The organism is Yersinia sp. KBS0713 (genome assembly GCF_005937895.2).
Taxonomy (GTDB): Bacteria; Pseudomonadota; Gammaproteobacteria; order Enterobacterales; family Enterobacteriaceae; genus Yersinia; species Yersinia bercovieri.
Genome location: NZ_CP042173.1, coordinates 1,505,243 through 1,527,923 on the forward strand (window position 1 = coordinate 1,505,243; position 22,681 = coordinate 1,527,923).

Sequence of the window (22,681 nt, forward strand, 5' to 3'; positions counted from 1 at the left end):
GTATCACCCTCAGTGCCGTCATTTTTCTTGCCACTGTTTTAATTTTGAAGTTTTGCCGATCCCCGGATTAAAGCTATTGGTTGGATCTATCTGCTGATAAAAATCCTTTAATGCGGGTTTTGCTATATAAAGATGCCCGACATTATGCTCAGCTGGGTATTCCGCACCTTTGTCACTCAATAGTGCCAGCATCTTTTGCTTTAATGCTTGGGTATCGACGCCTTTCTTCACAATATAATCCTGATGGAAAACATGACACAAGAAATGACCATAATAGAGCTTGGCGACCAGACATTGATCTATTTCTGGTGGAAGTGTCTCAAACCACTGCTCTTCATTGCGTTGTAAGGCAATATCCAGCGCCAGAATATCTTCCACTTTGTCGGCGTGAACGGCGTGATAGCGCACCGCCGCACCTGCCGCGGCAAAGCGGTGCAAAAAGGCCTTTTTACCCTCCTCAGCGGTGCAGGTGATAAAGTTACCCTCAGCAGTGGCAAAAAAGTTTTTTAAGAATTGCTGTGCTTCCTCGATACCGCTACCTGACATTTTAAGCATCAGATGATGCTCATATTTATTGCGATACATCTTAAGGCGCTTAGGTAAATGATTAGGCAGTATCTGGCTGAAGCCCTGCATTATCCGATCAGTTAAGTGGTTGATTAGAAAAGGAACTTTACTCAGGCGGGCATCAATTTTTCCTTTTAAGGTAAAGAAGCGGGGGATGTTATTGGTACCCATACTATTGATCATCACAAAAGTGTCTTTGCCGTACACTTCGGCAATATCAAAAATATCGCGATGCATATATTCACCCGCTACCGGTAACTGCTTGAAGTCACGTAAAATAGCACGGCGTAATTCAGTTAATACCTGAGTTTGATTAGTGCCGATATAAAAGACTTGCTGCTGCTTTTCACTTGGGAAGGTATCCAGCCGTACTGCAAATACCGCTAATTTACCGGCACATCCAGAAGCTTCAAATAATCGTCTGGGATCGGCATTAAAGCGGGAAGGGGTCGGTGCATCAATATCTCGCACTCGAGTGGCATATTCGTGGTCTGAGGTTTGTTGTGCGCCTTGGCTAATATCACTGGCTCGGTATTTACCGCGTTCCAGACGTTGCAGAATTTCTTCTGGTGTATTACCTAGATTTATTCCTAAGTGATTAATTAACTGTAATTCACCTTGCGCATCAATTTGTGCATATAGTGCCATTTCAGTGTATGCCGGCCCTCGTTGAACTAAAGAGCCACCTGAGTTATTACAAATACCGCCAACTACGGAAGCACCAATACAAGAGGAGCCAATCACTGAGTGTGGTTCACGGTCATAAGGTTTCAGCAGCTTTTCCAACTGATTCAGAGTACTACCAGGGAAACCAATGACTTGCTTCCCATTATTCAATAATTGAATTTGATTGAGGCGTAAAGTATTTAGTATAACAATCGGTCTGTCATAATCATTGCCGCTGGGTGTGGAGCCTTCAGTCAATCCGGTATTCGCTGCCTGCATGATAACAATGGTATCGGCAGCCACACAGAGTTGTAGTAACTGCCATTGCTGCCATAACGTTGAAGGGAATACCACTGCGAGAGCCGCTCCTACTCCTGATCGGAACCCCTTACGATATCGCTCGGTTTGCCGTTCGCTGGTGAGCAAATAACGTGCACCCACAATCTGCTGTAATTGATTCAGCAAGGTTTGCGTTTTTTCATCATTGAAGTGATTCATTGGTGCGATTTCCTGTAGTGACATCGATTTTTTATATCACCGGGCATTACACCCGCGCGCAGATTAATATGAAATAGATATATTAGTGTCATAAAGTAAACATGAGGTAGGAGAGGCTTTCTCGATAAATCGTTTTATTTGTGATCAGTCTCACGTTCTTAGTGCTTAAACTGCTTTTAACCATGCAGTAATCGCAGCTTAAATATTACTAACATTAATGATTAAATTAGATAGTGATTCAATAAATATGGGCTTGTTAGATCCTCCCGGTCTTTTGATAATAATTTTGATTATTGCATGATGAGGTATAGGATCGGACTTCATTATTACACGGATCAGTAAGGTACCCATGAGTGAGCATTTTGTTGGTAAATATGAAGTTGAGTTAAAGTTTCATATATCGAATATTGGCCAATTACATGAGCAGTTGAAAATATATCAAGCAACACCATTTACCCTCAATAATCATGAAAAAGATATCTATCTGGAAGCTAACGGTGGTGATTTAGCGGCGAACCAGATCAGTATGGTTTTACGGGAGATGAACCCATCTGGCATTCGGTTATGGATAGTCAAAGGGCCAGGAATAGAGCGCTGTGAAGCCAGCAATATTGAAGATATCGATAAAGTGAAAAGCATGTTGGGCACTTTAGGGTATCAGCCGGCATTTACACTGGAAAAACAACGTAGTATCTATTTTATTGGGAGGTTTCACGTTACGCTGGATCACTTGGTAGGGCTTGGCGATTTTGCTGAAATTGCCATCATGACTGATGATGCAGCCGCGCTTAATAGTCTGGAGACTGAATGCCGACATTTAGCCGACAAGCTAGGATTATTGCCAGAACAGCAGGAGCATCGTTCATACCGGCAATTATTGGGTTTTTAATCACTCAATGACAATTAAGCAATATTGGTCGCCATAAATTCCGCGACCAAGCAGGCTTATTTTTTCATCAATGATTTTAGGTTTGCGAATGGATTATGGGTTGCAACTCCCTGATCATTCTGGGCGTCATCGCCTGCTATCACGGTTGAACCATATTGATCCGCTTCAGTGTATTTAGAGTGTTCATGATCATGGCAAAAAAGGCATAACATCTCCCAATTACTGCCATCTTCGGGATTATTACTGTGATCATGGTCAATATGGTGAACCGTCAATTCTCGCAGATTGGAATAAACAAACTCTCGAGAACATTTGCCACAAACCCATGGGAAAATCTTTAGTGCTTTCTCCCGATAGCCACTCTCCAGACGGGTATAGTTCTTCGGTATATATGCCATGTTAACCTTCAATTTCGTGCAAAATAATACTTTTATTTTAGCGTGAAATCAGGTTGTAGACTATCAACTATTGATGATAAATATCTCGATAGTGAACTATCCTGCCCGCAGGATGACTTAGGAAGATACTGAATCAATTATTATAAAAAGGGTTTAGATATTAATCGTATCCAACGTGTTTTTGAGACTTTTGCTGATGATTTAAAGGGCAAGAGCGTTTTACACTATCAGTAAGTGTTTACCACCTCATGTTGTGACTACCAGCATGTTTACATTATCAGTATAAAGTTATTAGCATGAGATTATCAGTATCCCGCTAATAGACTTACTTTACGGCAGGCATGCAGTGTGTTTCGCCTGAAATCCTTTGCCGAAACAGTTGAGGCGATATGAAAGAATCTGAAGTGCTGGCCGAAGTCAGTAATGAAAACCAGACATTAGTCGCCGTGGTGCAGCAGGACCAACGGGTCGTGTATTTCTATATCTATCCGCAGGAGGCATTTGAAGAGCGCTTCCCAGTTCGTGCTTGTTGGGTAAGAAATTTGGTTGCCGCCCCCCAATCTGCTGATAATGCTGCCCTTGAACAAGGCTTAGCCCCGCGATTAGCGGCCGAGTTTTGCCGTAATGTAGCCGGTGAGGCAGAACTTGATCCACAATTTATTACGATAGTCTGGTCTGAAAGTGATGATGGTGCGGCATTATGGTATCAGGGCCAATTACTGGCGATTATTCCTGGCTGGAGCTTATATATCGATCACTCCATTTGTTATTCTGCCAGCTGTATTAAAGATAATCCCCTGACATTACCCCTTGGCTCAGCTTCAACCAATACTCAATATGCCAACGCACAAAATACCCGTCAATTTTGGCGGAGTTGGCAGCAGGAAGAGGGAAATCCGTGGCCCGCATTACAGGCTGAATATATTCAATGCTATGAACAACACTTTGGTCCATCGTTGAAATATTATGCCATCGACCAAGGCAAGTGGCCGCCAATGGCCATTTCTCAGCACGAAAAAGAGGGAATATATTATTTTCTGACATTGGGGGTCAGTATTCGCCCTCAGCCGTGGGTTGAAATATTATTCAATGATGATGCCGCTAAATATCGGCGTTTGGAGATGGCAATAGCGATAGATGGGCAATATGTGGATGAGGACAATGCTATTCATATGGCCAGCGCTTTGGCTGGGTTCTCTCATGTTCCCTGGAGCAAAATAACTTGGCTAGGGGAGGGGCATACATTGGAGTCGTCAGTTGCGCCTCAGGGCTACGAAGGCTACATTTTATCGTCAGAGTTATATGCTGATGCAGACAATCTTACATTGCCCCAACAACAAGGCGACCCGGTCAATATATATTGGGCCAGCCCCATCTTTACTAGTGAAAGGGAGTTCGCTCATAGCATGCCAAATGGGGGGATTGATTTGTTGAAAAAGTTACAACAACAGGGTGTTAACCAGATTGTCATACCGCGTCAGCCAGTTATTTGATTTGTGCTGAACATTGCTGATCTGATTTGCAGATTTTGTTATTCGGGTCTTAACTTAATAATGATGATAGCTGTTTAAGCTTGTAATAGTGAGTTTGTCATGTTTGTTTGAGATCTTATGCTTAAGGCCAAAAGCAAGACGTGAACGACGGATTATTTACAGAGTCGCTAAATTAGCTGTCAGCGAAAATTAATTTTATGGAGGTGCTTATGGGCATACTATCTTGGATTATTTTTGGTCTTATTGCCGGTATTTTGGCTAAATGGATTATGCCCGGGGAGGATGGCGGTGGCTTTATTATGACCATCATTCTCGGTGTGGTCGGGGCTTTGGTCGGGGGCTATATCAGCACCTTCTTTGGTATGGGGCGAGTTGATGGATTTAACCTTGGTAGCTTTGTGGTTGCAGTTATCGGTTCGTTGGTCGTGCTATTTGTCTACCGAAAGTTAAGAAGTTAGCCCCGCCAAAGAGATTTGTGATAATGACATAAAATAATCATTACTCACTACAATCTATGCGCTTAAAAAGATATGAAAGGTGGCTATTTTTTTGTCACCTTTCTCTCATAAAACTATCATCGATATGCAATAAAAATATACGTTAATGGCTCATGACTACAGGCAATCTGAGAGACATGATATGGGCCAGGCATTGCGTAAATTCACTGTGGCTGATTATCCGGCTACGGTGCAAGAACCGCGTAAGAAGGTACTTGCCGTTAAAGGATTAGTTAAAGCATACAAATCACAGCATCGCGTTTTAGATGATATTAATTTCGAACTTCATGCTGGTGAATTTGTCGCAATTATTGGCCGTTCAGGTGCCGGTAAATCCACATTGCTGCATGTGTTAAATGGCACGATCCCTAGCAGTGCTGGTGAAATTATTAATTATCATGACAATGGCGATATGCAAAATATTGCAGCACTCACAGCAAAGCAGATGCGCAAATGGCGTGCCAAATGCGGTATGATTTTTCAGGACTTTTGTCTGGTCCCCCGTCTTGATGTTATTACTAATGTCTTATTAGGCCGCCTCAGCTATACCTCAACACTAAAATCATTCTTCAAAATATTCGCTGAGCAAGATCGAGCCAGAGCAATCGAGTTATTACAATGGCTTAATATGTTGCCCCATGCCCTGCAGCGTGCCGAGAATCTCTCTGGTGGCCAAATGCAGCGAGTTGCTATTTGTCGCGCCATGATGCAGAACCCCAAAATATTATTGGCCGACGAACCCGTTGCTTCTTTGGACCCAAAGAACACAACACGTATTATGAATACATTACAGAAAATAAGTGAAAACGATATTGCAGTGGTCGTGAATTTGCACTCTGTTGATTTAGTTAAGGACTATTGTACCCGCGTTATTGGTATAGCACATGGAAGAGTTGTTTTTGACGGGCCTCCGGCGCTACTGAATGACACCATTATTCAAGATATTTATAGCGATGAATCAACTGATCTTTTGCATTAATCCCTACTTATCCCTTTATCATAATAGGTTATTTTAATGAAAAAAATATTTTGTCTTACCTCATTATTGGCAAGCATGATGGTATTTAATGCTACAGCAGCGGATGCACCGAAAGAGATTAATCTGGGTATTCTTGGCGGGCAGAATGCGACACAGCAAATTGGCGATAACATGTGCGTCAAAGAGTTCTTGGATAAAGAATTAAATGTAAAAACGAATTTGCATAATGCATCTGATTATTCTGGTGTTATCCAAGGTCTATTGGGTGGGAAGATTGACCTGGTATTAAGTATGTCCCCCTCATCTTTTGCCTCTGTTTATATTAAAGATCCTAAAGCTGTTGATATTGTTGGCATTGCAATCGATGATACAGATAAATCGCGCGGCTATCATTCAGTTGTCGTGGTAAAAGCAGATAGCCCTTATCAGAAAATTGAAGACTTGAAAGGCAAAGCATTTGGTTTTGCTGATCCTGATTCAACGTCAGGTTTCCTGATCCCTAACCAAAGTTTTAAGCAGAAATTTGGTGGGACGGCAGATAATAAATATAACGATTTCTTCTCTAGTGTGACTTTTTCTGGTGGTCATGAGCAAGATATTCTCGGGGTTATTAATGGTCAGTTTGCCGGAGCGGTGACTTGGGCCTCAATGATCGGTGATTATAATACCGGTTATACCAGCGGAGCATTTACTCGCATGATCCGCATGGACCACCCTGATTTAATGAAACAGATCCGCATCATCTGGCAATCTCCATTGATTCCTAATGGCCCGATTTTAGTTCGCAGTGCATTGCCAGCTGAATTTAAAGCGCAATTAGTTGCAGCGGTTAAAAAATTGGACAAAGAAGATCACGGTTGCTTCATTAAAGCGATGGGCGGTAAACAACATATTGGTGAAACATCACTTAGCGAGTATCAAAATATCATTGATATGAAGCGTGAATTAACCAAAGGCGATCGTTAAGCCGATCCGGCGGATAAATAATATATCCCCAAGGGACTTGGAGTTGTAGGCAGCAAACAGATAAATCCCGACTCACTTATATATGTAAGCGAGTCGGGTGAGTGTGTGCCGCTAATCTCCTGTCAGCTCAAGTCAGTAGGGTATAGCTCTGGCTTAGCTGGGGTTATTGCTCTTAGGTGGTAGCTAATTTTGAATACAGACTTTAACCACTACTATCAGCAGATACGCGGTAAACAGAAACGTGAAACGTTGATTTGGTCATTAACATTGGCAATTATCTATCTTGGCGCGGGAAGTATTGCTGAGTTTAATTTGCATACTGTTTTTATTTCCATTCCAAATTTCTTTGATTATTTGGCTGAGACCATACCCGTACTCCATTGGCAAAGTTTATTTGCGGACGGTCGTACAGAAGGCTCTTTTGCTTATTGGGGCTATCGGCTTCCTATTCAGTTACCGCTGATTTGGGAAACACTACAATTGGCGGTGGCATCAACTATTTTATCCGTAATAGTTGCCACTATCCTCGCCTTTTTAGCCGCGAATAATACGCAAAGCCCACCTTGGTTGCGCTTATTTATTCGAACTTTTGTTGCATTTTTGCGTACCATGCCTGAATTAGCTTGGGCGGTGATGTTTGTAATGGCCTTTGGTATTGGCGCGATCCCTGGTTTTCTAGCACTTGCATTGCACACCATTGGCAGCCTGACCAAGCTATTTTATGAGTCGCTGGAAACAGCATCAGATAAACCTGTTCGCGGCTTGGCAGCTTGTGGTGCTGGTAAATTGCAACGAATGCGTTTTGCTCTCTGGCCACAGGTAAAACCAATTTTCCTCTCTTATAGTTTTATGCGTCTGGAGATCAACTTCCGCCAATCAACAATTTTAGGTTTGGTGGGGGCTGGAGGAATAGGACAAGAGCTGATGACCTCGATAAAACTGGATCGTTATGACCAAGTGAGCATGACGCTATTGCTAATTATCATTGTGGTTTCATTGTTGGATTACACATCCGGTAAATTACGTAAGCGAGTGGTAGAAGGAGCATCATAATGTTGACTTATCAGCTGACAACGGAGCAGATATCAGCGCTCAAACAGCAACATCCGCAGCTTTTTTTACAGCAAAAACGTTATGTTAGACTGGTTGCAGCTATTGCTGTGGGGATCTTTTTGTATTACATTTTTTTCTTCAAGGTTTTTGGTATTCCTTGGCAGACATTGACTCATGGAAGTCAGCAAATAAGCCGCTATTTTTTACGAATGTTTGTTTGGCATGATTTTATTAACTGGCCATTTAAATATTATTTCAGTCAGATATTTATCACCTTAGCTATTGTTTTTGCCGGGACACTCACGGCGACATTGATCGCTTTGCCCTTATCATTTTTGGCTGCGCGGAATGTCATGTCGACACCGGGTTTGCGTATTATTTCCTTTATGATTCGCCGCTTTTTAGATATCTTCCGGGGCATTGATATGGCCATTTGGGGGTTGATTTTTGTCCGTGCCGTGGGCATGGGGCCACTGGCTGGGGTGCTGGCGATTATCATGCAAGATATGGGATTACTGGGTAAACTCTATGCTGAAGGGCATGAAGCTGTGGATAAATCGCCCAATCGTGGCCTGACGGCTATGGGAGCGAATGCACTACAAAAACATCGTTTTGGCATATTTACTCAGTCCTTTCCAACATTTCTGGCGTTAAGTCTTTATCAAATTGAATCTAATACCCGTTCGGCAGCGGTCTTAGGTTTTGTGGGGGCGGGGGGTATTGGCTTGGTTTATGCTGAGAATATGCGGTTATGGAACTGGGATGTCGTGATGTTTATTACATTAATCATGGTGGTTATTGTCATGATCATGGATAAGATATCTGCCATCCTACGCAGAAAATATATCATTGGTGATTATATCTCGCTTTATCAGCCTGTCAATGGTATTAAGGCTAGTGTCTGAGATTACATAATAATAAAAGGTTAAGATGATAGTTAAGTAATATGTTTCATTGATATTTTAATGCTCATCTTAATATAATATTAGTCATTCCCTATAAATAATAGTGTTAACAGCCGTCTATTATCTATTTTGAGCTATGACCATTAATCAGATTTACATTGAGAAAATCAACGTTGATCTATACAATACTGCCCGCTAGACGTTAAAGAAATGTTTTTTTCTTGCGATATTCGCCACGTCTAATCTAAATAATAGGAATAGGGCAGTAATATGATGAACAACGATGTGCTCCGTAGTGTTCGCTACATGCTTAACGTAAATGATACCAAGATAACAGAAATCATTAAGCTGGCTGATTTTGACGTGAACAATGCGGATGTCGTTAATTTCCTTAAAAAAGAAGATGAAGCTGGTTATCAGGATTGCCCTGATCTGGTGATGGCACATTTCCTTAATGGCCTGATCTTCTTTCGTCGCGGTAAAGATGACAAGTTCCCAGCACCTGCGGTAGAACCCGTCATTACTAACAATATTGTGCTAAAAAAACTGCGTGTAGCATTTGAGTTGAAAGATACCGATATGCACGATGTGTTCAACGCGGTTGAATTCCCAGTGTCAAAACCTGAGCTGAATGCCTTGTTCCGTAAAGAGGGCAGCAAAAACTTCCGCCCTTGCGGTGATCAGGTTTTACGTTATTTCCTGAAAGGTTTGACTTTACGTATTCGTGGCCCTAAAAAGTAAAATTAATGATATCGGCCAACAGTTGTTATATTGATATAAGCAACTGATACATATTAGTGATAAGAAAACAGGAGTGGCAATTGTCATTCCTGTTTTTCGTTAAAATCAATGCTCCCATTTCTGAACTGACTCATCTCTTTTGTATTTCTCATATTAATGATCCCTCACATTAAGACTCAAGTTTTTTGCACTATCTGTGCTCATGCATTGCGCATTAATGGTGCAGATAATTCGCTGATATATTCAGTTATTTGACCATTATATATATATTCTTCAATTAAATTATCAAGATATAAAACTGGCATGGCGATTGCGCAGAGTAATTCGATCTTGTGTATTTTACTCAACGACCAGAGGTTAACGCAATGCAACATCGTAACTTAATTAAGGTTTTTGCACTTTCGGCTTCGGTTATCAGCATGGGGGTGGCTTTTGGCTCGCTGGCTGCGGATACAATTAAAGTGGGCATTTTGCACTCGTTGTCCGGCACGATGGCTATCTCTGAAACACCATTGAAAGATATGGCTCTGATGAGTATTGATGATATCAATGCCCATGGTGGCGTGTTGGGTAAACAACTTGAGCCAGTTATTGTTGATCCCGCATCTAACTGGCCGCTTTTTGCTGAGAAAGCACGGCAATTATTAACCCAAGATAAAGTTGCGGTGGTATTTGGCGCCTGGACTTCGGTTTCCCGTAAATCTGTATTACCGGTATTTGAAGAGTTGAATGGTTTACTGTTCTATCCGGTGCAATACGAGGGAGAGGAGATGTCGCCGAATGTTTTCTATACCGGTGCCGCACCCAACCAACAAGCTATCCCCGCCGTGGAGTATTTATTAAGTGAAGATGGCGGTGCAGCTAAACGCTTTATTTTGTTGGGTACTGATTATGTTTATCCGCGTACCACTAATAAAATTCTGCGCGCTTTCTTACACACCAAAGGCATTCAGGATAAAGATATTGAGGAGATTTATACCCCATTCGGCTACAGCGATTATCAAACCATTGTTGGCAATATTAAAAAATTCTCTGCCGATGGAAAAACAGCTGTTATCTCCACTATTAATGGTGATTCGAATGTTCCTTTCTACAAAGAGTTAGCCAACCAAGGTATTAAAGCGACTGATGTTCCGGTAATTGCTTTCTCAGTGGGAGAGGAGGAGTTACGTGGCATTGATACCAAACCATTAGTGGGTAATCTGGCTGCCTGGAACTATTTCCAATCGGTGGATAATCCGACTAATAAGAAGTTTGTTGAGCAATGGAAAGCTTACGCCAAAGCACACAAGTTGCCGAATGCGGATACTGCCGTCACTAATGACCCGATGGAGGCGACTTGGGTCGGTATGCATATGTGGGCACAGGCGGCCGAAAAAGCCAAATCAACGGATGTGGATAAGGTTCGTGCTGCCATGGCAGGGCAAACTTATCCGGCACCTTCAGGTTTTACGCTGACGATGGATAAAACTAATCATCATCTGCATAAACCTGTGATGATCGGTGAAATTGAGGCGAACGGGCAGTTCAATGTGGTATGGCAGACGGATGCTCCAATTCGTGCTCAGCCATGGAGCCCGTTTATCGCAGGGAATGACAAAAAACCAGACCATCCAGTAAAAAGCACTCAGTAGCGGTGACTTTCCAGAGTTGGCTTTTGTCGATGACGACAACTGACTCTGGATCTCTTTTGCCATATATCAGTGATGAGTGAGCCTATGAAATCATTAATTCCTGTGTGGGGGCGAGCGGCCAATTATATGCTCAGGCTGATGATTGGCCTGTTACTGGGGATGTCGACATTGGCAGTTGCTGGGCCAGCCCATGATTTTGCCGCGGCCAATCGCTCACAACAAGCCACTCTGTTACAGCAATGGGCGACAGAGCCAGATGCCAGCCGATTGCCTTTATTGCAGGCACTGAAACAGGAGACGTTGGTAATAGATAGCGCGGGGCAGGCTTTCGTCCAGAGTAATCAGGGGTTTACCCCGCTAGAAGGGCAATTGCAACCAACAGATACACCGAAGAAAGTGTGGCTTAACAACCGGTTACGAATCTTGATTGCCAACGCGCTGGCGTCTCAACGGTTGGTGAGTGCGGATGAGTCAGTGCGCTTACAGGCCGCATTAGAGTTACAGCAGCAGGCCAAAAGTGACCAATTGCCGCTACTTAACCAGCGTCTGAAATTGGAAACTGATAGCAAAGTTAAAGAAGCATTAGGCATCGCACTGGCTAATTTACAACTGACTGACAGCAATCCGCAGGTGCGTCTGAATGCTGTTCAGCTGTTGGGGCAATCCGGTTCACCCCAGACTCAGTCACGGCTGCAAATCTTAACCGATGCCAAGGTTGAACCTGATGCGCAAGTCCGCACTGCGGCGGCCAGTAGCCTAAAACAGGTGCAAAACCGATTATTGGTGGGCGATATTATTGGCCAAGTGTTCAGCGGGTTATCACTGGGTTCCATCTTATTGCTGGCGGCATTGGGCCTGGCTATTACTTATGGTTTATTGGGGGTCATTAATATGGCCCATGGTGAGATGCTGATGCTGGGGGCCTATTGCGCTTATTTGGTGCAATCACTGTTTCAACAATTTGCACCGCACTGGTTGGCACTGTATCCGCTGGTCGCTTTGCCAGTCGCCTTCTTTATCACTGCCGGTATTGGCATGGCGCTAGAACGTACGGTGATCCGACACCTCTATGGGCGGCCATTGGAAACGCTGTTGGCGACTTGGGGGATCAGCCTAATGCTGATTCAGAGTGTGCGGATGATTTTTGGTGCACAAAATTTAGAAGTCGCCAACCCGGCGTGGCTCTCTGGCGGGCTACAGATCTTGCCGAATTTAGTTTTACCCTGGAATCGTATTGCGGTGATTGCATTCGTAGTCGTTATTCTGCTGCTCACTTGGTTACTGTTGAATAAAACCCGCCTTGGATTACAGGTGCGGGCCGTGACACAAAACCGAGCAATGGCTGCTTGCTGCGGGGTGGCGACAGGGCAGGTAGATATGTTGGCCTTTGGCCTCGGCTCAGGTATTGCTGGGTTAGGTGGGGTGGCACTATCTCAACTGGGGAATGTCGGCCCAGAGTTAGGGCAGGGTTACATCATCGACTCTTTCCTGGTGGTCGTTCTCGGTGGTGTCGGCCAATTAGCGGGCAGTGTGGTTGCGGCGCTGGGGCTGGGAATGCTGAATAAAATTCTGGAACCGCAGATTGGCGCAGTACTAGGTAAGATTTTGATTTTAGTGCTGATCATTTTGTTTATTCAAAAACGACCACAAGGTCTGTTTGCCCTCAAGGGCAGGGTGAGTGACTGATGAATCAACCTCTAGCGATCACTTTGACGCAAAAAGCACCAATTGTCAGTCGGTCATTGGGTGCCGTAGCGGTGGTGGCACTAATGATTCTGCCTTTTCTGGTGTTGTTGCCTGCGGAGAATCCACTGGCAATATCGACCTATACCTTAACACTTATCGGTAAAATTCTATGTTACGCGGTGGTCGCTATTGCACTCGACCTGGTGTGGGGGTATGCCGGATTACTATCACTTGGGCATGGCCTATTTTTCGCCCTCGGCGGTTATGCCATGGGGATGTATCTGATGCGGCAGGCGGCAGGCGATGGGCTACCCGCATTTATGTCTTTTCTGTCATGGTCTGAGTTGCCGTGGTTTTGGAGTGGTAGCCAACACTTTGCTTGGGCGTTGTGCCTGATCGTGTTGGTGCCCGGCTTACTGGCTTTTATTTTTGGCTATTTTGCATTTCGTTCCAAAATAAAAGGGGTCTATTTTTCCATCATGACACAGGCATTAACCTATGCGGGGATGCTACTCTTTTTTCGCAATGAAACCGGCTTTGGTGGTAATAACGGCTTCACGGGTTTCACCACCATGCTGGGATTTCCGGTATCGGCAACCTCGACTCGTATTGCCCTGTTCCTCGCAACACTTATCCTATTAATCGCCAGCCTGGCACTGGGGTTTGCATTAGCTCGTACCAAGTTTGGCCGGGTACTGACCGCAGTGCGTGATGCTGAAAATCGGCTGACATTTTGTGGTTATGATCCGAAAGGTTTCAAGCTGTTTGTCTGGACACTATCCGCCGTGCTGTGTGCTTTGGCAGGTGCTCTATATGTGCCACAGGTCGGTATTATCAACCCCAGTGAAATGTCGCCGACTAACTCCATTGAAGCCGCTATCTGGGTGGCACTTGGTGGGCGCGGCACTCTTATTGGCCCAGTACTGGGGGCGGGAATTGTTAACGGCGCAAAAAGTTGGTTCACCATGGCTATGCCGGAATATTGGCAATTCTTCCTCGGCTTAATATTTATTCTGGTGACCTTGTTCTTGCCGAAAGGTGTTATTGGCTTGCTGAAGCGGGGGAGAGAAAAATGAGCCGATTTCAAATTACTGAGCAACTGATTTATCCAGAGATCATCGCTCAGGAGCCAGGAGCTATTGAGTATGCGGCTGATAAGTATCGCCAGCAACGTGATCCCGTGCTGACATTGGAAAATATCAATGTCAGCTTTGATGGTTTTCACGCGTTACGTGATCTCTCATTACAAATTGGTGTCGGAGAGTTACGCTGCATTATTGGCCCAAATGGTGCGGGTAAAACGACCTTGATGGATGTGATAACCGGTAAAACGCGCCCACAGACCGGCAAGATGATGTATGACCAACAGCATGATCTTTCAACGATGAATACGATTGAAATTGCCCAAGCGGGGATCGGGCGGAAATTTCAAAAACCCACAGTATTTGAAGCGCTAAGTGTCTTTGAAAATCTAGAGCTGGCGCAAAAAAGTACCAAAACAGTTTGGGCGAGTCTAGGTGCCAAGTTAAACAGTGAGCAGCGGGATCAAATTGATGAAACGTTGACCATGTTACGCCTCAGTGATATGCGGCAACGGCAGGCAGGGTTGCTATCTCATGGTCAAAAGCAATTTCTTGAAATTGGTATGTTATTAGTGCAAGACCCACATTTACTACTATTAGATGAGCCAGCCGCTGGGATGACTGATGCAGAAACCGCCTATACTGCCGAGTTATTTAATCAACTGGCAGGAAAGCATTCACTGATGGTTGTGGAGCACGATATGGGATTCGTTGAGACTATTGCCGATCATGTCACGGTATTGCATCAAGGGCAGGTGTTGGCCGAAGGCTCACTAGCAGAGGTGCAAGCTAATGAACAGGTGATCGAGGTGTATCTCGGGCGCTGATTTGCCTCCCTATTATGGGTTAACCAAATGCTGGATGAGGTTTGATTGTTTTTTGATCGATCACTATCCGTTGAGTTGAGGGTAAAATATGCTGCAAGTAAATGAACTCGAACAGTATTATGGCGGCAGTCATATCTTGCGTAACTTGTCATTCGAGGCTGCTGTAGGGGAGATTACCTGCTTATTGGGCCGTAATGGCGTCGGTAAAACTACGTTGCTTAAATGCCTGATGGGACTCGTGCCACTCAAAAATGGTAGCATCACTTGGGAAGGTAAAAATATTAGCCATCAAGCACCACACCAACGGGTAAAAGGTGGAATTGCTTATGTGCCACAAGGGCGAGAAATTTTCCCCCGACTCACAGTAGAAGAGAATATCTTGTTAGGCCTTTCGCGCTTTCCCGGCTCACAGAGCAAGGTTGTGCCAGAGAGTATTTATCAACTTTTCCCCATCTTACAAGAGATGAAGCATCGCCGTGGTGGGGATTTATCCGGTGGTCAGCAGCAGCAACTGGCGATTGGTCGGGCATTGGCTTGCCAACCTCGGTTACTCATTCTGGATGAGCCAACCGAGGGAATTCAGCCCTCAGTTATCAAGGAGATCGGCGTGGTTATTAAAAAGCTGGCCGCCCAAGGAGATATGGCCATTCTTTTGGTTGAGCAGTTTTACGATTTTGCCGCAGAACTGGCTGATAACTATTTAGTGATGTCCCGCGGAAAAATTATTCAGCGGGGGCGTGGTACTGATATGGAACAGGATGGCGTCCGTGGGCTGGTCGCTATTTAGCTCTCCTTTATGGAAGGTGAGTCTCATCAATTGGCAGAGAGTCCGATGCACCCCATTCAGCCCACGAGCCGTCATAGAGTGATACCGATGGTGCATTTACGGCTGCCAACCCCAGAGCAACGACGGCGGCTGTTACACCAGAACCACAACTGGTAATTATAGGTTTGGTTAAATCTACCCCTTGGGCTGCAAAAATTTTTGCCAGCTCTTGTGGTGATTTTAAATTGCCATTCTCTACCATGCTCCCCCAAGGAGTATTGATACTGCCGGGGATCCGCCCAAGGCGTAAACCGGGGCGAGGTTCTGGTTCCTGTGCTTTAAATCTACCTGCTGGTCGGGCATCTAAAATCTGTATTTGATCATTGCCAAGTGCGGCGATAACCTCATCAACACTTTTGACGGCTGCTTTATTAAAACTCACATTGAAAGTTTGATGGGTTGGTTTAGTCGTACCACTTTCTAATACGTAACCAGCCTGATGCCATCCGCTAATACCGCCGGCCAAGATACGTACATTTTTGGCACCGAATATACGGAACGTCCACCAAACCCGTGGTGCAGAAAAGAGATTACCATCATCATAAATCACTAAGGTATGTTGCTCACTGATCCCTAATTGGCCAACCATCTCACTGAACTGCTGTGGGGATGGCAGCATATGAGGTAAGTCAGTGCTGTGATCTGCTATTGCATCAATATCAAAGTAAACGGCGCCGGGAATATGCCCCTGCTTAAACTCGGTCTGAATATCTCTTTTAGGTATCAATCCTGGCGGCGACATTCTGGCATCCAAAATAACGATTTTTCCATCGTTCTTATGTTCAGCCAGCCACTGCGGTGTAACCAGAAAAGGTGAGCTCATAGCGAATTACCTGTAAAAATCAAAAGGAGCAATTGAGTGATCGCTTCATCGTGGTGCTCACTATATAACGAAATTACGCGATTGAAACCCTGACTTATCAGCTATGCGTAACATCTTGCATTTTTCGAAATCTATTTTTCAAAAAATTACATAATGAAAATATATAATTATGTTCACTGTTCGATTTTTGTGAATTGGTCACTGAGGATTTCTTCTGTTTATGCAATATTCATCAGCTTGAGAATATTTTTCGTAGTACATCGCAAAAAGAGTCTTTCATTCTATTTTCGTCTTGATAATGAAATTTTGATTTCGTATAACCATTGGCATGTAAAGCCTCTGATGGGGGCAATAATCTATAAGCAAGCAGAGGAAATAGGATGAAAAAGGTTCGAATTGGCCTTATCGGTACGGGTTATATTGGTCTTTGTCATACCATTGCTTATGCGCAGGTTGCGACTGTTTTCCCATTAAAGGGCTGTCAGTATTAGAAATGCTGGCAGAAGTCACCCCAGAACTAGCCCGGTAGCGTGCCGTAGAGTTTGGATTTCCCCTGAGTTTCCCTACCACTAATCCCACAAACAAAAAAACCAACCCTAACGGATTGGTTTTCTTGAGGTATTTTGGTCGGCATGAAAGGATTTGAACCTTCGACCCCCGACACCCCATGACGCCCGTCTCTAACCTTTGAAACCCGCATAAACACTGGCTTTCATTTGTTTTAACTGTATAAACAAACAGTGCATTTTTTACGATTTCCACGCTATACACATCAACGACTTAGGGTATGGTTTTACCATCGAGTAACCTTTGATCATCTAACATGATTTTTTAAAATGAAGGGGTCTGCAAGCATTGTTATATTCTAAATAAAATGTTAATCATCGTTTAAAAGTTGTAACTCTTTAGCACATATCCCTTTAATTCTATCTATGGCTCTGTCAGTGTCTTCTTCAATATATTCATAGTACTCTAGAGACGATTCTTCTTTTTCTTGATTCAATCTATTTAAAATTATTGATAATTCTTTAAAAACATCTTTGTCAATAAAAATAGACTTAACTTGCATTTTTTCTAGCACTATTTTCAATGACTTAAGGTGATTAATTTTTAAAATATTAAAATTCTCTATTTCCTCTTCAATATCTGGTCTTTTATCATAAATGGCCTTTTCTTCTTTCCAAGCATCTTCCATTTGTTTCAATGCACTTTTGGTGAGGTAGTCTTCAGGAAACCCTGGGTCCTGAAAGGAACTAAAGTAGTATGCTTTATCGATAGTTTTAACATTCTCACTAATGTAATTTTTTATATGGTATAAGCATAAAAAAATATCTTCATAAATTTCTTGTTTTTTTAACCAAACTTGCTGATTAATCCATAGCTTATGTGTAAATCTCGATTCTATACTTTTTACTATCTCTGTGTTTTCAACTAATTGTTTTTTTAATGTTATAAAATTATTAGTTATAGCTTGTATTTCAGAATATTTGACTGAATAGCCTTTTACAAAGATAAGTAAAACTGAAAATGTCGGTATCAATAAAAATAAAAGTAACGCTACCCAAATACTTGAATCTGTAGATTTTATAATTTCTAAGAGCGCTTTATAATCTGCTATTGTCATATAATTCACCTAACTGTAATTTCTGCATGTGGTACTGTAACCCATGCTACATGATTCTCTGTATAAATCTGCGTTGATTTAGCATCGCTATGAGCCATGCGAGCTTGCGGATCCATGCCTTGTATTTTAAACATGTGGGCGGCGAGGGCGCGGATCTCATGAAATGTTGGGCGTTGCTCAAAGGGCAATTTAGAACCTACACCCACTTGATCACGTAGCGTAGAAAATGCCCGACTCAAATAATCAGGTGCCACCTGGGTTGGGTGGCGTACTTCTTTGCTGGTGGGATTGCTACGATTGAGTGGTAAGCGATGGACAACATATGGACTGGCGATGTTATCCCGGCTTTCATCAATGATAGCTTTGAGGACATTGCCTATGGGTATGGCCACATGAGATGCTTCTTTGTGCTGAACCTTTTGACGATGAATGTAAAGCATCCCATAAATCCCGTTTACTGGCTCGTCATACATTTTACAGCCACAAACACCTTCTTTGGGTTGGCTGATATTGTAACGAATACGTGATACTTCTAATCGTGCCTGGGCAGTTTGAATTGCCAGATCCATTGCCGTTCTCAACCATCGATCAGCAGCATTACGAATTTTAATAAAATCTTCAATTGATAATCGGCGTCTTATTTTGCTATCTGTTCGCCGCATTTTTTTACGCGCGGCCGGATTATCCATCATCAGTGATTCATCGACTGCATAGCTGAATAGTTTTTTTAGAAAGCTGGCTTTGCGGTTCTGAACATTTGCTGATGCATCAGCATGATAGTGTTGGATGAATCCATTTACGTGCTCAAGGTCGATATCGCAAGTGGCAATATTGGAAAAATATTCTTTAACTCTCACTTTGTCGCTTTCCCAGTCGGCCTTGGTCGCTGCTGCTGGTTTTTCATCGATAATTGCACGGGCTAATATTTTATCAACATGCTCTGAGAATGGGCGTGCTTCGCCATTATTGCCGCCAGATTCCCGGATCAGTGAATGGATAGAAACCGTTTTTTCTGGGCGCATTTGATTGTTGTATTCGCGCGCAACAGCGATGGCAATAGCACGATCAGTGCCGAGAGATTTTCTCTTGCCGGTAACCAGGGTAAAACGATAAACACCCGTAGATTTATCAAAATACAGTTGGTCTGGTAAATGCCTGTTTACTCGCTGCCGGGGACGGGCTGCCATGATTTACGCCTCAGTAATCATTTGATGAACAAGTGATGAGATTGCTGTTTCAACTCCCCAACGTTCTGAGGAATTAACCCAGATACCCCCATCAATAATTTTTCCTTTCAGTTTTCCAATCTCAATCCAGCGCTTAATAGTTCTATTATCTGGAACAGAACCCTCTTCAAACTCACGCTGGCCCCATGCGCTTGCTTTCATCAATTTTCCACTTTTAAACATGATGACTCCCCCACACTGTTTATTTAAAGGCCCGCCGCACACAGGCCGTGACAAAAATCATTCTGTTGCTGGTGGATCACACTGTACTGGCTCAGCGATAACACCATGACGATTTAATACACTAATAATTAATTCCCGCTTACAGCCGATCGCTGGAACGTCGCGCAATTCATTTACCAGCATTGAGAAAATATGCCGTGGTAATGCTTCGGGTTTGGCTGCTGTGAATAGTCGTGCTCCATATGGGATGCTGCGCAAATCAATCAGTACCTCAATTTCTCGCTCACCGAACGCTTCTGGATCGCCGAATTTTGATACAACCTCAGCCACCGGCTCCAGCGCTTTCAACTCTGCAAGTTGCTCACGCAGGGATAGCAGTTGTCGTGCTATCTCTGCCTCGCGACCAACCGGGTAAAACTCCGCCATATTATTTTCGAAGGCGGTAATCAGGTACCGGAGTTGCTCGTCAGTTATCTCCGTTGGATATTCCCGCTTATTTTTACTCGGCATACGCATCTCCCTGTACTGCTCGCTTTGCAGCAATTGCTATTCCAGCTCGTGAACCGCAGGGGTCGATAGCTGTGTTATGAATCCCGTACAGAACCTCTTTCATATCTTTTATCTGTGCTTCTGCTGCTGCCAGTTGAGCTATCAAATCTTCACCTGGTTTTTGAAAGCATACCCAGTTGGTATTGGCCCGTTTACCTGATGGGTGCCCAAATATGGGCGGTACTGGCGACAGCTTGATAATGTCTCGGGTAGGGATGTGTACTTCATTCCATTTGAATATCAGCACCCCACCGGCCCGAAGTACGCGGAACGCCTCAGCAAAGCCTTTGTTCAGGTCGTCTTTCCATGACTTACTGAGGATGCCGTATTTCTTACCCTGCCAACCCTCTGGCCCACAATGGGTAAGGTGAGGCGGGTCGAATACGACGATCTGGAAAGTATTATCCGCAAATGGCAACTGGCGAAAATCAGCAACCAGGTCTGGTGCTATCTCCAGTTTCCGTCCATCACATAGGATGTGGCTCTCGACACGAATATCGACGAATACAGCGCGCGGATCGGCACGGTCAAACCAGAACATACGGGAGCCGCAGCACATGTCGAGGATGGTTTTATTCATCAACTGCTACTCCTGCAATTTTTGTCGCTGAAAATGTAGGTTGTTGTTCCATATCTACAGAGAAATGCCCAACGCTAACCCCATCAATGAAAATCTCAAAGCTGAGTGGCCAGTTTGATTCCCAGCCATCGAAGCGCTCCCAGAAATCTTCGGCGGCGATCCCGGCTAAAAACTCGTAACCACCATCACTGCTATATGCTGGGTCAATATCTTCTGCATTATCAGGGAATACCCACCCCTCAGTTCGGCAGATATATTGGATTTTATCAGGCATTCTGTTCACCCCTCAGGCTGGCGGCGAAACTCAATGCTTCTTTGCTAGCTACAGCCCAATGCCGTTCGGCCTCGTAATCACCATCACTGTCATCTGCCCACGATTTAAATGCTTCCGCCAATTCATCAACACCCTGAGCCTTTGTCTCGTTAAGAGCCTGAGTGGTGGCGCTCATTTCAGCTTTGATTATTTCTAATGCTTGGGCGTGAGTTATATGACCAGCCATGTTTTCATCAAACCAGCCTTGCAAGCCATTCACCTCCATTCCGTCTGGAATTTCCAACTGAGCCTCGTCAGTAGTACCCTCAAGCCACTCCCTTGCTTGACCTAAATTCCCTTGAGTAATGCAGAAAAGAGCCGCTTGTGCACCCATCATGGTGCGATGCAGTAACCATGCATTTGATAACTCACTGGCGGCTTTATCGGTAAGCGCCGTATTCTCGCCAACCAACCGCTGCACCCGAGCAATGGTGTCACCCGCAACAGAGCCGGTAATCCCCAAAACCTCGGCGATCAGTGAACAAGTATTGAGTGCCGCATCAAGATCAGTTTTAAGGCTGGCGATAGTTGCCCTGTACTGTGGTTCGCAAGAGTGAGCGCCACTAAAACCGCGCTTCCACGTAAAGCCGCACTCGCATTTGAAGATGTCGTTATCTGGTTTCATCACTGTTTCCTCGCATAGAGAACGCCATCAACTGGCAGGCATTCATATTCAGGTGGCAGACCTTGTTGCTGGATGTCGGCTATACAGTTCTTATCATCCGGATAGACGTAGCCTTGCGGCTCGTACTGGCACGGCTGGAATGTGTAGCAGACGAGTAGAAACAGGCCGTACATCATGATTGGTTAGCCGTAGTCAGTTCATTGAATCGCGCCAAGAAAATAACTCGAGCATGGCTAGGAGACATGGGGCAAATTGCGATATCGGCAGGTGGAATGCCCGCTAGCATCGGCCAAACTTCGCCGTCATCTATATCCAGCTCTAGACGCTCGGTAGCCAACATCACCAGATCGAAGTGATGAACCTCTGGTGACATCTCAGCGGGTAAACCAAACTTACTCCGGACAACTAAATCAATACGGCACTCAATGCTTTTGTAATCTGGCAGTAAGCGCTTTAAAGGGGAGGGAATATCTTTGCAGTACGCTTCTGTTGCATCGTGCAGTAGCGCCTCCAGTGCATATTCAGGGCTAACTAGCTGACTGACTAACCATGAATGCTGAGCAACAGAATAGAAATAGGGGATATGGCCAGCGAACCGGCATTCATTAGATAGCGCTTGCGCAATATCATTAATACTAATGCTGCTTTCTTTTGGATCTGCATAATCAAAATGCAGCAAATCCGGATATGTTTTTATGCATGACATTTAAATTTACTCCACTGTTGATGACACCCGCACGTGCCGGTATTGGTTTATGCTTTCTTCTTTTTGGCGGTTTTTATTGGCTTAGCCTTTTCACCGCTCATTTTTGCGTAATTGAGGGCTACCTTTAGGCAGTCGTCGTAAATGCCGCGACTGCGAGTAGTTGGCTGAGAAGCGCGGCGATACAGATCAACCGCTTCATTTGCCCCCCCCTGAGCCACCGGTAAGGAATAGCCCTCATCCATAAGCTGCTGTGTAATGTTCTTGCTGATAAATTGAATCGGATTCATGAAATAACCCTCAGCCTGAATTTAGGTAACAGTTATCCAATCACCCAATTAATGGGCA

25 protein-coding genes, 1 tRNA gene and 1 pseudogene are annotated in these 22,681 nt (G+C 44.1%); 14 read left to right on the plus strand and 13 right to left on the minus strand.

Annotated features, from left to right (window positions below; all coding sequences use genetic code 11):
• Positions 1 to 18 precede the first annotated feature (18 nt).
• Positions 19 to 1,731, minus strand: coding sequence for a D-lactate dehydrogenase (dld, locus tag FFE93_RS07035; RefSeq protein WP_054872758.1), 1,713 nt, complete (start codon positions 1,729 to 1,731; stop codon positions 19 to 21).
• A gap of 349 nt (positions 1,732 to 2,080) precedes the next feature.
• Between dld and FFE93_RS07040 the strand changes: the two genes are divergently transcribed.
• Positions 2,081 to 2,620 carry a class IV adenylate cyclase gene (locus FFE93_RS07040; RefSeq protein ID WP_054872759.1) on the plus strand — a complete coding sequence of 180 codons (540 nt, stop codon included), beginning with the start codon at positions 2,081 to 2,083 and terminating at the stop codon, positions 2,618 to 2,620.
• A 56-nt stretch (positions 2,621 to 2,676) separates the two neighbouring features.
• Here the strand turns inward: FFE93_RS07040 and yajD are convergent, their stop codons facing one another.
• Complete coding sequence (yajD, locus tag FFE93_RS07045; protein WP_005189583.1) at positions 2,677 to 3,018, minus strand: HNH nuclease YajD; 342 nt, start codon at positions 3,016 to 3,018, stop codon at positions 2,677 to 2,679.
• Positions 3,019 to 3,407: 389 nt separating this feature from the next.
• Between yajD and FFE93_RS07050 the strand changes: the two genes are divergently transcribed.
• The 12 genes from FFE93_RS07050 (at position 3,408) to urtE (ending at position 15,668) form a co-directional block, all read left to right on the plus strand.
• Positions 3,408 to 4,511, plus strand: a complete 1,104-nt coding sequence (locus FFE93_RS07050) for a suppressor of fused domain protein (protein ID WP_005274392.1) — start codon at positions 3,408 to 3,410, stop codon at positions 4,509 to 4,511.
• Positions 4,512 to 4,720: 209 nt separating this feature from the next.
• On the plus strand, positions 4,721 to 4,969 hold the full coding sequence (locus FFE93_RS07055; protein WP_005274394.1) for a GlsB/YeaQ/YmgE family stress response membrane protein: 249 nt from the start codon (positions 4,721 to 4,723) through the stop codon (positions 4,967 to 4,969).
• Between the two features lie 181 nt (positions 4,970 to 5,150).
• On the plus strand, positions 5,151 to 5,987 hold the full coding sequence (phnC, locus tag FFE93_RS07060; RefSeq protein ID WP_005274396.1) for a phosphonate ABC transporter ATP-binding protein: 837 nt from the start codon (positions 5,151 to 5,153) through the stop codon (positions 5,985 to 5,987).
• A gap of 36 nt (positions 5,988 to 6,023) precedes the next feature.
• Positions 6,024 to 6,953: a phosphonate ABC transporter substrate-binding protein gene (phnD, locus tag FFE93_RS07065; protein ID WP_138774952.1), complete on the plus strand. Its 930-nt coding sequence runs from the start codon at positions 6,024 to 6,026 to the stop codon at positions 6,951 to 6,953.
• A gap of 189 nt (positions 6,954 to 7,142) precedes the next feature.
• Complete coding sequence (phnE, locus tag FFE93_RS07070) at positions 7,143 to 8,006, plus strand: phosphonate ABC transporter, permease protein PhnE (protein WP_054872764.1); 864 nt, start codon at positions 7,143 to 7,145, stop codon at positions 8,004 to 8,006.
• On the plus strand, positions 8,006 to 8,911 hold the full coding sequence (gene phnE / locus FFE93_RS07075; RefSeq protein ID WP_138774953.1) for a phosphonate ABC transporter, permease protein PhnE: 906 nt from the start codon (positions 8,006 to 8,008) through the stop codon (positions 8,909 to 8,911). Before phnE (FFE93_RS07070) ends, phnE (FFE93_RS07075) begins: the two co-directional genes overlap by 1 nt.
• A gap of 270 nt (positions 8,912 to 9,181) precedes the next feature.
• Positions 9,182 to 9,652: a DUF1456 family protein gene (locus FFE93_RS07080; protein WP_005274408.1), complete on the plus strand. Its 471-nt coding sequence runs from the start codon at positions 9,182 to 9,184 to the stop codon at positions 9,650 to 9,652.
• Positions 9,653 to 10,017: 365 nt separating this feature from the next.
• Positions 10,018 to 11,286 carry an urea ABC transporter substrate-binding protein gene (gene urtA / locus FFE93_RS07085; RefSeq protein WP_054872765.1) on the plus strand — a complete coding sequence of 423 codons (1,269 nt, stop codon included), beginning with the start codon at positions 10,018 to 10,020 and terminating at the stop codon, positions 11,284 to 11,286.
• Positions 11,287 to 11,370: 84 nt separating this feature from the next.
• Entirely contained in the window at positions 11,371 to 12,972 is a 1,602-nt protein-coding gene (gene urtB / locus FFE93_RS07090) for an urea ABC transporter permease subunit UrtB (RefSeq protein ID WP_138774954.1), read from the plus strand.
• Complete coding sequence (gene urtC / locus FFE93_RS07095) at positions 12,972 to 14,048, plus strand: urea ABC transporter permease subunit UrtC (protein WP_032897937.1); 1,077 nt, start codon at positions 12,972 to 12,974, stop codon at positions 14,046 to 14,048. Before urtB ends, urtC begins: the two co-directional genes overlap by 1 nt.
• Entirely contained in the window at positions 14,045 to 14,881 is an 837-nt protein-coding gene (urtD, locus tag FFE93_RS07100; protein ID WP_049601534.1) for an urea ABC transporter ATP-binding protein UrtD, read from the plus strand. The genes urtC and urtD overlap by 4 nt, the downstream gene beginning before the upstream one ends.
• Positions 14,882 to 14,969: 88 nt before the next feature.
• A complete protein-coding gene (urtE, locus tag FFE93_RS07105) occupies positions 14,970 to 15,668 on the plus strand; it encodes an urea ABC transporter ATP-binding subunit UrtE (RefSeq protein WP_005274418.1) in 699 nt (232 codons plus the stop codon).
• Between the two features lie 7 nt (positions 15,669 to 15,675).
• Here the strand turns inward: urtE and sseA are convergent, their stop codons facing one another.
• Complete coding sequence (sseA, locus tag FFE93_RS07110) at positions 15,676 to 16,530, minus strand: 3-mercaptopyruvate sulfurtransferase (protein ID WP_138774955.1); 855 nt, start codon at positions 16,528 to 16,530, stop codon at positions 15,676 to 15,678.
• A 380-nt stretch (positions 16,531 to 16,910) separates the two neighbouring features.
• Here sseA and FFE93_RS07115 point away from each other — a divergent pair.
• Positions 16,911 to 17,056: pseudogene (locus FFE93_RS07115) on the plus strand (gfo/Idh/MocA family oxidoreductase); the annotation flags it as partial.
• A 98-nt stretch (positions 17,057 to 17,154) separates the two neighbouring features.
• Here FFE93_RS07115 and FFE93_RS21490 read toward each other — a convergent pair.
• The 10 genes from FFE93_RS21490 to FFE93_RS07165 all read right to left on the minus strand — a co-directional run bounded on the left by FFE93_RS21490 (position 17,155) and on the right by FFE93_RS07165 (position 22,623).
• A tRNA-Pro gene (locus tag FFE93_RS21490) sits at positions 17,155 to 17,227 on the minus strand.
• A gap of 180 nt (positions 17,228 to 17,407) precedes the next feature.
• A complete protein-coding gene (locus tag FFE93_RS07125; RefSeq protein WP_138774957.1) occupies positions 17,408 to 18,154 on the minus strand; it encodes a hypothetical protein in 747 nt (248 codons plus the stop codon).
• A gap of 5 nt (positions 18,155 to 18,159) precedes the next feature.
• On the minus strand, positions 18,160 to 19,341 hold the full coding sequence (locus FFE93_RS07130) for a phage integrase Arm DNA-binding domain-containing protein (protein WP_138774958.1): 1,182 nt from the start codon (positions 19,339 to 19,341) through the stop codon (positions 18,160 to 18,162).
• 3 nt (positions 19,342 to 19,344) lie between these two features.
• Entirely contained in the window at positions 19,345 to 19,563 is a 219-nt protein-coding gene (locus FFE93_RS07135; RefSeq protein ID WP_050077941.1) for a hypothetical protein, read from the minus strand.
• Positions 19,564 to 19,620: 57 nt separating this feature from the next.
• The gene (locus FFE93_RS07140; RefSeq protein WP_261369048.1) at positions 19,621 to 20,073 is read right to left on the minus strand and encodes a polyphosphate kinase; all 453 of its coding nucleotides are present in this window, start codon (positions 20,071 to 20,073) and stop codon (positions 19,621 to 19,623) included.
• On the minus strand, positions 20,063 to 20,692 hold the full coding sequence (locus tag FFE93_RS07145; protein ID WP_138774960.1) for a class I SAM-dependent methyltransferase: 630 nt from the start codon (positions 20,690 to 20,692) through the stop codon (positions 20,063 to 20,065). The genes FFE93_RS07140 and FFE93_RS07145 overlap by 11 nt, the downstream gene beginning before the upstream one ends.
• On the minus strand, positions 20,685 to 20,966 hold the full coding sequence (locus FFE93_RS07150; RefSeq protein ID WP_138774961.1) for a hypothetical protein: 282 nt from the start codon (positions 20,964 to 20,966) through the stop codon (positions 20,685 to 20,687). The genes FFE93_RS07145 and FFE93_RS07150 overlap by 8 nt, the downstream gene beginning before the upstream one ends.
• Positions 20,959 to 21,630 (minus strand): hypothetical protein, encoded by a 672-nt coding sequence (locus FFE93_RS07155; protein WP_138774962.1) that lies wholly within the window; start codon positions 21,628 to 21,630, stop codon positions 20,959 to 20,961. The genes FFE93_RS07150 and FFE93_RS07155 overlap by 8 nt, the downstream gene beginning before the upstream one ends.
• A 172-nt stretch (positions 21,631 to 21,802) precedes the next feature.
• Entirely contained in the window at positions 21,803 to 22,336 is a 534-nt protein-coding gene (locus FFE93_RS07160; RefSeq protein ID WP_138774963.1) for an HD family hydrolase, read from the minus strand.
• A 47-nt stretch (positions 22,337 to 22,383) separates the two neighbouring features.
• Entirely contained in the window at positions 22,384 to 22,623 is a 240-nt protein-coding gene (locus FFE93_RS07165) for a hypothetical protein (protein WP_138774964.1), read from the minus strand.
• Between the last annotated feature and the right edge of the window lie 58 nt (positions 22,624 to 22,681).

Coding starts and splice junctions, on each gene's coding strand:
- dld (WP_054872758.1), bottom strand. CDS start 1,731: ATGAATCACTTCAATGATGAAAAAACGCAAACCTTGCTGAATCAATTA.
- FFE93_RS07040 (WP_054872759.1), top strand. CDS start 2,081: ATGAGTGAGCATTTTGTTGGTAAATATGAAGTTGAGTTAAAGTTTCAT.
- yajD (WP_005189583.1), bottom strand. CDS start 3,018: ATGGCATATATACCGAAGAACTATACCCGTCTGGAGAGTGGCTATCGG.
- FFE93_RS07050 (WP_005274392.1), top strand. CDS start 3,408: ATGAAAGAATCTGAAGTGCTGGCCGAAGTCAGTAATGAAAACCAGACA.
- FFE93_RS07055 (WP_005274394.1), top strand. CDS start 4,721: ATGGGCATACTATCTTGGATTATTTTTGGTCTTATTGCCGGTATTTTG.
- phnC (WP_005274396.1), top strand. CDS start 5,151: ATGGGCCAGGCATTGCGTAAATTCACTGTGGCTGATTATCCGGCTACG.
- phnD (WP_138774952.1), top strand. CDS start 6,024: ATGAAAAAAATATTTTGTCTTACCTCATTATTGGCAAGCATGATGGTA.
- phnE (WP_138774953.1), top strand. CDS start 8,006: ATGTTGACTTATCAGCTGACAACGGAGCAGATATCAGCGCTCAAACAG.
- FFE93_RS07080 (WP_005274408.1), top strand. CDS start 9,182: ATGATGAACAACGATGTGCTCCGTAGTGTTCGCTACATGCTTAACGTA.
- urtA (WP_054872765.1), top strand. CDS start 10,018: ATGCAACATCGTAACTTAATTAAGGTTTTTGCACTTTCGGCTTCGGTT.
- urtB (WP_138774954.1), top strand. CDS start 11,371: ATGAAATCATTAATTCCTGTGTGGGGGCGAGCGGCCAATTATATGCTC.
- urtC (WP_032897937.1), top strand. CDS start 12,972: ATGAATCAACCTCTAGCGATCACTTTGACGCAAAAAGCACCAATTGTC.
- urtD (WP_049601534.1), top strand. CDS start 14,045: ATGAGCCGATTTCAAATTACTGAGCAACTGATTTATCCAGAGATCATC.
- urtE (WP_005274418.1), top strand. CDS start 14,970: ATGCTGCAAGTAAATGAACTCGAACAGTATTATGGCGGCAGTCATATC.
- sseA (WP_138774955.1), bottom strand. CDS start 16,530: ATGAGCTCACCTTTTCTGGTTACACCGCAGTGGCTGGCTGAACATAAG.
- FFE93_RS07125 (WP_138774957.1), bottom strand. CDS start 18,154: ATGACAATAGCAGATTATAAAGCGCTCTTAGAAATTATAAAATCTACA.
- FFE93_RS07130 (WP_138774958.1), bottom strand. CDS start 19,341: ATGGCAGCCCGTCCCCGGCAGCGAGTAAACAGGCATTTACCAGACCAA.
- FFE93_RS07135 (WP_050077941.1), bottom strand. CDS start 19,563: ATGTTTAAAAGTGGAAAATTGATGAAAGCAAGCGCATGGGGCCAGCGT.
- FFE93_RS07140 (WP_261369048.1), bottom strand. CDS start 20,073: ATGCCGAGTAAAAATAAGCGGGAATATCCAACGGAGATAACTGACGAG.
- FFE93_RS07145 (WP_138774960.1), bottom strand. CDS start 20,692: ATGAATAAAACCATCCTCGACATGTGCTGCGGCTCCCGTATGTTCTGG.
- FFE93_RS07150 (WP_138774961.1), bottom strand. CDS start 20,966: ATGCCTGATAAAATCCAATATATCTGCCGAACTGAGGGGTGGGTATTC.
- FFE93_RS07155 (WP_138774962.1), bottom strand. CDS start 21,630: ATGAAACCAGATAACGACATCTTCAAATGCGAGTGCGGCTTTACGTGG.
- FFE93_RS07160 (WP_138774963.1), bottom strand. CDS start 22,336: ATGTCATGCATAAAAACATATCCGGATTTGCTGCATTTTGATTATGCA.
- FFE93_RS07165 (WP_138774964.1), bottom strand. CDS start 22,623: ATGAATCCGATTCAATTTATCAGCAAGAACATTACACAGCAGCTTATG.